Here is a 6107-nt window from a genome sequence, read left to right as displayed (position 1 = left end):
GGTTCGGCCGGGGCCGCCTGCTGCGGCCAGCGGATGCGCGTCGCGCAGAGCGAGACGATCGCGGCCGAGGCGGCGACCGCGGCCATGCCCCAGACCAGGCTGGTGGCACCGGCGATGAAGCCGATCACCGCGGGACCGGCCAGCAGGCCGGTGGTGCCCATCGCGGCGACCAGCGAGAGCGCGTCGGGGCCCTGGCGGGCGGCGGCCACGTAGACGCACGGGGTCACCGCGGCCACTCCCAGGCCGACGCAGGCGAAGCCGAGCAGGGTCGGCACCACGCCGCCGACCAGCAGGGCGAGGGCGAGGCCGAGCCCGGCCAGCAGGCTGCCGACGCGCACGAGCCGGCCGTCGCCGAAGCGGGTGCGCCAGCCGTCCGCGAAGATCCGGGCGCAGACCATCATCACCGAGACCACGGCGATGCCCATCGGGGCGAGCCCGCCGCCCGCGTGCACCACGTCCTTGAGGTAGAGCGCCGACCAGTCGTTCATGGCGCCCTCGGTGACGGTGCCGAAGACCATGGCCAGGCCCATCCAGAGCGTCGCCACGGTCGGCAGGGCGAGGCCCTTGCGCTCCTTCTTCTCCGCCGGCGAGTCGGCCGCGTCCTGCCGGGCCTCGTCCTGCTGGGGCCCGTCCGCGAGCAGCCCCGGCCGGGCGGCCACCACCAGCACCGCCAGCAGCAGCGCGGCCAGCCCGAAGTGCGCCGCGAGGGTGCCGGTGAAGGCGTTGACGCCCGAGGCCAGCAGCGCCGCCAGCAGCGAGCCGGCACTGAAGGTGGCGTGCAGCCTGGACATCGTGGTCCGCTCGAACCGGGCCTCCAGGGCGGCGCCCTGGGCGTTCATCGCGACGTTCAGGGCGCCGACCGCGACGCCGTCGCAGAACAGCACCAGCAGGGTGACCGGGTAGTTCGGCACCACCGACAGCGCGAGCAGGATCACCCCGAGGGCGAGCGCGGACACCACCGAGAGCAGCCGGGATCCCAGCCGCCGCATCAGTACGGCCACCAGCGGGAAGGACACCGCCGCGCCGATTCCGCAGGTCATCAGCAGCAGGCCGATCTGGGCCTCGCCCAGGTCGAGCCGCGCCTTGAGCGCGGGCACCCGGGAGACCCAGGTCGCGTACTGGAATCCGAGGACGAAGAACAGTGCGCCGATGGCCACTTGGGAGCGGCGGAACTCGTCGCGAACGGGGGACATGTGCATCAGCCCACTTCGGCTCTGGGTGGGGACCCGAGGGTCGGGTCGGTGGAGTGCGGCAGCGGCCAGGCCGGGACGGGGTCGGCCGGGACGGGGGTCAGGGGCATCGCCATGTAGACCGCCCGGGAGCCGTAGCTCTCCGGCAGGTCGACCTCGGGCCGGGCCCGGTAGCCCAGCGGGTTCCACAGCACGTGCGAACCGCGCACCGCGACCAGGGAGACCGTCCGGTAGCCCGCCGCCCTGGCCGTGCCCTCCAGGTGCCGCAGCATCCGGTGGGACAGGCCCCGGCCGCGCAGCTCCTCGCTGATCACCAGGTCGTGGGCGTGCAGGTTGTCCGCCCGTACCCCGCCCTCCTCGGCCAGGCTGAGGTCCGGGCAGCGGAACAGCGGGTACGGCAGGGCGAGCAGGTAGCCGCCGAAGCGGCCCTCGTGCTCCAGCACGAAGCAGGTGTCGGGCGAGGCGCGGTGCCGGGAGCGCAGCGCCTCGCGGCCCTCGGAGAGGCCGCTGGCGGCGTAGGCGCGCTCCTCCAGCGCGACCACCTCGTCCCAGTCCTCCTCCCGGAGCAGCCGGATGCGGGTGTCGGTCGTGTGGGAGTCGGTCGTACGGGTGGTGTCGTTCATGAGGCGCCTCCGTCCGGATCCGGGCCGCCGCCGACGCAGGTGTACGGCAGCGGCGCGAAGCCGTTGAACCCGCGGGTCGCGTAGGCGGTGGCGTACGCGCCGCAGGAGTGGATCCAGACCGGGTCGCCGGAGGCGATCGCGCGCGGGACCCGCACCCGGCCGCCGTCCTGCGCGTACGCGTCGTCGCTGTCACAGGTCGGACCGGCCACCACGGCGTTGACGAACTGACCGCCGGGATGGGTCGGGAACTCCAACCGGTACTGCAACTGGTCCATCTCGTACAGGCCGTTGAACTTGCCGCAGCTCAGGTACAGCCAGTCCTCGCCGGTACCGTCGAGGCGGTGGCGGGAGGTGAGCCGGGCGACATGGGCGCGGATCGCCCCGTGGTCGGCGACCAGGTGCCGCCCGGGCTCCAGCAGGAACTCCAGCGGCGCGGCGTTGACCGCGCGCAGCCGTTCCATGCCCTCGCGGATCACCGCGAACATCTTGTCCAGCGGCGGCTCCAGCGGGCGTCCGCGCCGGTCGAGGACGCCCAGGGCGGGCAGGCCGCCGCCGAGGTTGATCCGCTCCGGGGTGATGCCGCGCCAGTTGAGCGCCTCCAGGACGGCGGCCAGCGAGTCGATCGCCGCCCCCCACGCCTCGGCGGTCATCTGCTGGGAGCCGACGTGCACCGACAGCCCGGACGGCACCAGCCCGGCGGCGCGGGCGGCGTCGAGCACCCGGACCGCGTCCTCGGGCGAGCAGCCGAACTTGTGGCTCAGGCCCCACAGCGCGCCCTCGCCGGTGGTGGCGAGGCGGCAGAACACCCGTGAACCGGGGGCGTGTTCGGCGATCGCCGCGACGTCCTCCAGACTGTCGGTGGCGAAGTCGCGCACGCCCAGCCGGTAGGCCTCGGCGATGTTGCGGTCGGACTTGACGGTGTTGCCGTAGTGGATCAGCTCGGGGGCCACACCGGTGCTCAGCGCCTGGGCGACCTCCTGCGGGCCGGCCGCGTCGAAGCCCGAACCGAGCCGGGCGAGGTGGGCGAGCACCTCGTCCACCGGGCAGGCCTTCATCGCGAACCGCACCGCCACACCGGGCAGTTCGGCACACAGCGCGGCGTACTGACGGCCGATGCCGTCCAGATCGTAGACGAGGGTGTCCTCGGTGGCGGCCGCGAGCGCGGCCCGCAGAGCGCTGTGGTCGTGCTGGTCGGGGCGGGGCGCGCTGTCCGCGTGGACGGTGGCCGCGGCGGTCGGGGCGCGGTGGTTGGTCTTCCGGGCGGCCTCGGTCCGCGGGTGGCCCGCCTTCTGGTGCTGGGCCCTCCCGTGGTCGACCGGTGGGCGCGGTTCGGTGGTCTGAGGTATCACGTGTGAACTCCCGGTCCGGCTGGGGCGTGTCTTGTGGGTCTTGTCGGATCAGGCCGCGGCGTTGGGGTGCGTGCATCGCAAGGCGGAGGAGGGAGCCACTGCGGAGCATTGGCGACCGACGACAACGCGGCGAGGTGCGTGCCCCGGCGTCGCGGACCCGGCAAAGATCCGCAAGACACGCCCCTACCACGGCAGCCGGTCGGCGGGGGTGGCCTTGCTCGCCCGCACCAGCGGGCCCCACGCGTCGATCAGCAGTGCGAAGTCCTCGATGTCCGCCTGCGCCTCGTCGAGCAGACGCGTCCGCAGGGACGCCAGGTGGTCGGCGAACTCGGCGTACTTCCCGCCCAGTCGCCGGTAGCAGCGGTCGAGTTCGGCGAGCCGCCGGTGGTTCTCGGTCCGGTCCGTCGCGGCGCTGCGACGGACGGAGTCGGCGATCGCCTCGGTCCGGACGTGGTGCCGCTCGTCGAGCAGGGCCGCGCCGGCCTCCTCCATCTCGGTGTAGACCGGGTGGAGGTAGAGCATGGAGAGCAGGAACTTGGCGTAGCGCTCCTGGTAGGCGGTGAAGCCGGGCCCGGTACGCCGCTCCGGGGTGTAGTAGTTGACGATGTGCCGGTTGTGCGTCACCCCGGGCAGGGTGGCGTCATGGACCAGGTGGTGCAGGAAGTAGTCGCTGCCGATGGTGTCGGTGGCGGGCGGCAGCGGGACGCGTTCGTACACCTCGCGGTCGAGGGCGATGTTGCACATGTCGATCCGCCAGATGTCGGGCCGGTCGAGCACGGCGCGGTCGCCGGCGAAGGGCTCGGTGCCGGCGCCGATGAAGGACTCGGCGACCAGTTCGCGCCGCTCCTCCTCGGTCGCTCCGGTGGGCGCCCAGAGCGCGACCACGTCGTGGTAGGCCTGCGGGTCCAGGTCGCGGATCTCCCCCAGGTCGACGGAGAGTTCGCCGATGAAGGAGGCGCCGACCAGGGCGACCGGCTTGTCGGCGTGGGCCCGGTCCAGGGTGTGCTCGGTGACGGCGGCGGCCGCGTCGGCGGCCTTGAGCCCGATCGTGGCGAGCTCGTGCTCGATCGGGAACACCGGCTCGCCGTCGAGCAGTTGGTAGCGGCTGTCGGAGTCGCGGCGGTGCACCGAGGCGCAGCCGAGCGCGGCGGCCAGCAGGAACGCCCGGTTGGTGCAGGCACCGTAGGAGACGGCGTCGGGCAGCATCAGGTCGAGCAGCTTGTCCGGCCCGGGCAGGTCGGCGCGCTCGATCACCTCGCGCAGGAAGGCGCGTTGGGCGTCCTCGTCCAGGTGGTGGACGACCACTCCCTCGGCGGGCGGCAGCGCGGCCAGCGCCTCCGCGTGCCGGGCGCGGTCGGCGGGGTCGGCGGAGTCCAGCACCAGCAGGTGCACCCGGACGCCGAACCGCCGGGCGGCGTAGGCGGCTTCGCCGCCGATCGCGGTGATGGTGCCGGCGCACTCGCGGTTGGTGGGCAGGGTCAGGCAGACGTCGCGCATTCCGGCTCCCCCGTCGACTCCCGCTGCTCGTGACCGTCGCCGCTCCAGGACCGCAGGCCGAGCAGCTTCTCCCCCAGCTCGGTCAGCTCGGCGGGCCCGTAGCGCAGCGCCTCGGGCTTGTCGGCGTCCCCGACCAGGGTGCGGTTCCAGTCGGGGGTGCCGAGGGTGCGCCAGGACTCGACCCGGGAGCGGCGCAGCGGCTCGGACTCCTCCAGGGCGGGCATCATGGACAGGTACTGCACGGCGCGCACCCCGTTCTCGGAGGTGTTGCGGGCGACGCCGTGGGCGAGCAGGCCGTTCCAGATCAGCAGGTCGCCGGCCTTCAACTCGGGCCGGACGACGGGGAACTCGGCGCGGTCGATGTCCGGGCGGATCGGGTCGCGGTCGGCGGGCTGGGTGGCCTGCCACTCGTTGTAGCGCCGGAACAGCTCGGGGTCGCACTGGAAGCCGCCGTGGTCGGGCGCGGTGTCGTTGAGCGCGATGATGCCCTGGACGCGCTGCGGCAGCATGCCCTGGGTGGTGTCGACGTCCCAGTGCAGTTCGATGTCGAAGCCCTTGTCGGTGGGCTCGATCAGCGCGCGGTCGCGGTTGCGGACGTTCGGCGGGTTGAGGTTGAGCCGGTCGAGGGTGACCCAGAGCTCCTCGGCGTCCCAGACGTCGACGAAGGCGTCGTAGACGCGCTGCGCCTGGCGGCTGTCCCAGATGAGCTGGTGGTGGTAGGCCTCGACGAAGCCGTAGATGTGCAGGTGCTGGTCGAGTTCGTCGCGGTACTCGCGCTCGCGGTACCAGTCCTCCGGGCGGTCGGGCGACAGTCCCTGGAAGTCCCAGGTGAAGTCGAGCAGGCGCCGGGCGGCCTCGGCCGGGATCGCCTGCTTCACGACGACGTAGCCGTAGGTCTGCCAGAACGCGAAGTCCTCCTCGGAGAGCACCCGCAGCGGGAGCCGCTTGCGCAGTTCGCGCAGCGCCGTGCGGGCCAGGTAGCTCTCGGTGTCCGCGCTGAAGTAGGGGCGCTCGGTGGCGGCCCGGTACAGGTATTCCTCGGCGGGCCCGTCGGGGAGTTCGTCGTGGTGTTCGTCGGGGCTCGGCATGGGCGGTCACTCCGTGGTTCGTAGTCGACTCAGCGCGTCCTGGGGCGCTCGGTGTGGGCACGGCGGGTCGGCGGCCGGTCGTCGGCCGCGAGGGGAATTCGGCGCGCGGATACGGTCCCGTCCGTATGCGCTCCTTCTCGGCCCGGCCCGCGAGCGCGGAACAGCACCACGTCAGGGGGCCAACTGGCCCGCCCGGCAAGGCTGCTCACCCCGCATCAGCCATTGGCGAACCGCGCTCCCCATACGTTGGACTAGACCAACTAATGGTGTCAACCCTTTCCAGTGGGTAACCAATTGGGAAATCGGCGCAGCTCACGACGCCTTCCAGGCTTCGCTTTATGTTTCGGAGACTGACATAAG

The 6107-nt window shown here is 72.7% G+C and carries 5 protein-coding genes; all 5 read right to left on the bottom strand.

The annotated features are described in order from the left end of the window. The coding region (locus J0670_RS27020) for an MFS transporter (protein ID WP_207814285.1) at positions 1–1193 on the bottom strand (1193 nt) is incomplete at its 3' end. 5 nt (positions 1194–1198) lie between these two features. Continuing rightward, positions 1199–1813: a GNAT family N-acetyltransferase gene (locus tag J0670_RS27015; protein ID WP_207814284.1), complete on the bottom strand. Its 615-nt coding sequence runs from the start codon at positions 1811–1813 to the stop codon at positions 1199–1201. Then, positions 1810–2985 carry a type III PLP-dependent enzyme gene (locus tag J0670_RS27010; protein ID WP_207814286.1) on the bottom strand — a complete coding sequence of 392 codons (1176 nt, stop codon included), beginning with the start codon at positions 2983–2985 and terminating at the stop codon, positions 1810–1812. Before J0670_RS27010 ends, J0670_RS27015 begins: the two co-directional genes overlap by 4 nt. 360 nt (positions 2986–3345) lie before the next feature. Beyond that, complete coding sequence (locus tag J0670_RS27005; protein WP_207814283.1) at positions 3346–4659, bottom strand: DUF6271 family protein; 1314 nt, start codon at positions 4657–4659, stop codon at positions 3346–3348. Then, a complete protein-coding gene (locus J0670_RS27000; protein ID WP_207814282.1) occupies positions 4641–5747 on the bottom strand; it encodes a phytanoyl-CoA dioxygenase family protein in 1107 nt (368 codons plus the stop codon). The genes J0670_RS27005 and J0670_RS27000 overlap by 19 nt, the downstream gene beginning before the upstream one ends. Positions 5748–6107 lie beyond the last annotated feature (360 nt).

The sequence above is a fragment of the Streptomyces sp. FH025 genome, from assembly GCF_017427025.1.
Lineage (GTDB): Bacteria > Actinomycetota > Actinomycetes > Streptomycetales > Streptomycetaceae > Kitasatospora.
The sequence above is the reverse complement of the archived record's forward strand: the minus strand, read 5'-3'. Positions and strand labels throughout refer to the sequence as shown.

Excerpts from the sequence above, each read along its gene's own strand:
- J0670_RS27015 (WP_207814284.1), bottom strand. The coding sequence starts at position 1,813 with ATGAACGACACCACCCGTACGACCGACTCCCACACGACCGACACCCGC.
- J0670_RS27005 (WP_207814283.1), bottom strand. The coding sequence starts at position 4,659 with ATGCGCGACGTCTGCCTGACCCTGCCCACCAACCGCGAGTGCGCCGGC.
- J0670_RS27000 (WP_207814282.1), bottom strand. The coding sequence starts at position 5,747 with ATGCCGAGCCCCGACGAACACCACGACGAACTCCCCGACGGGCCCGCC.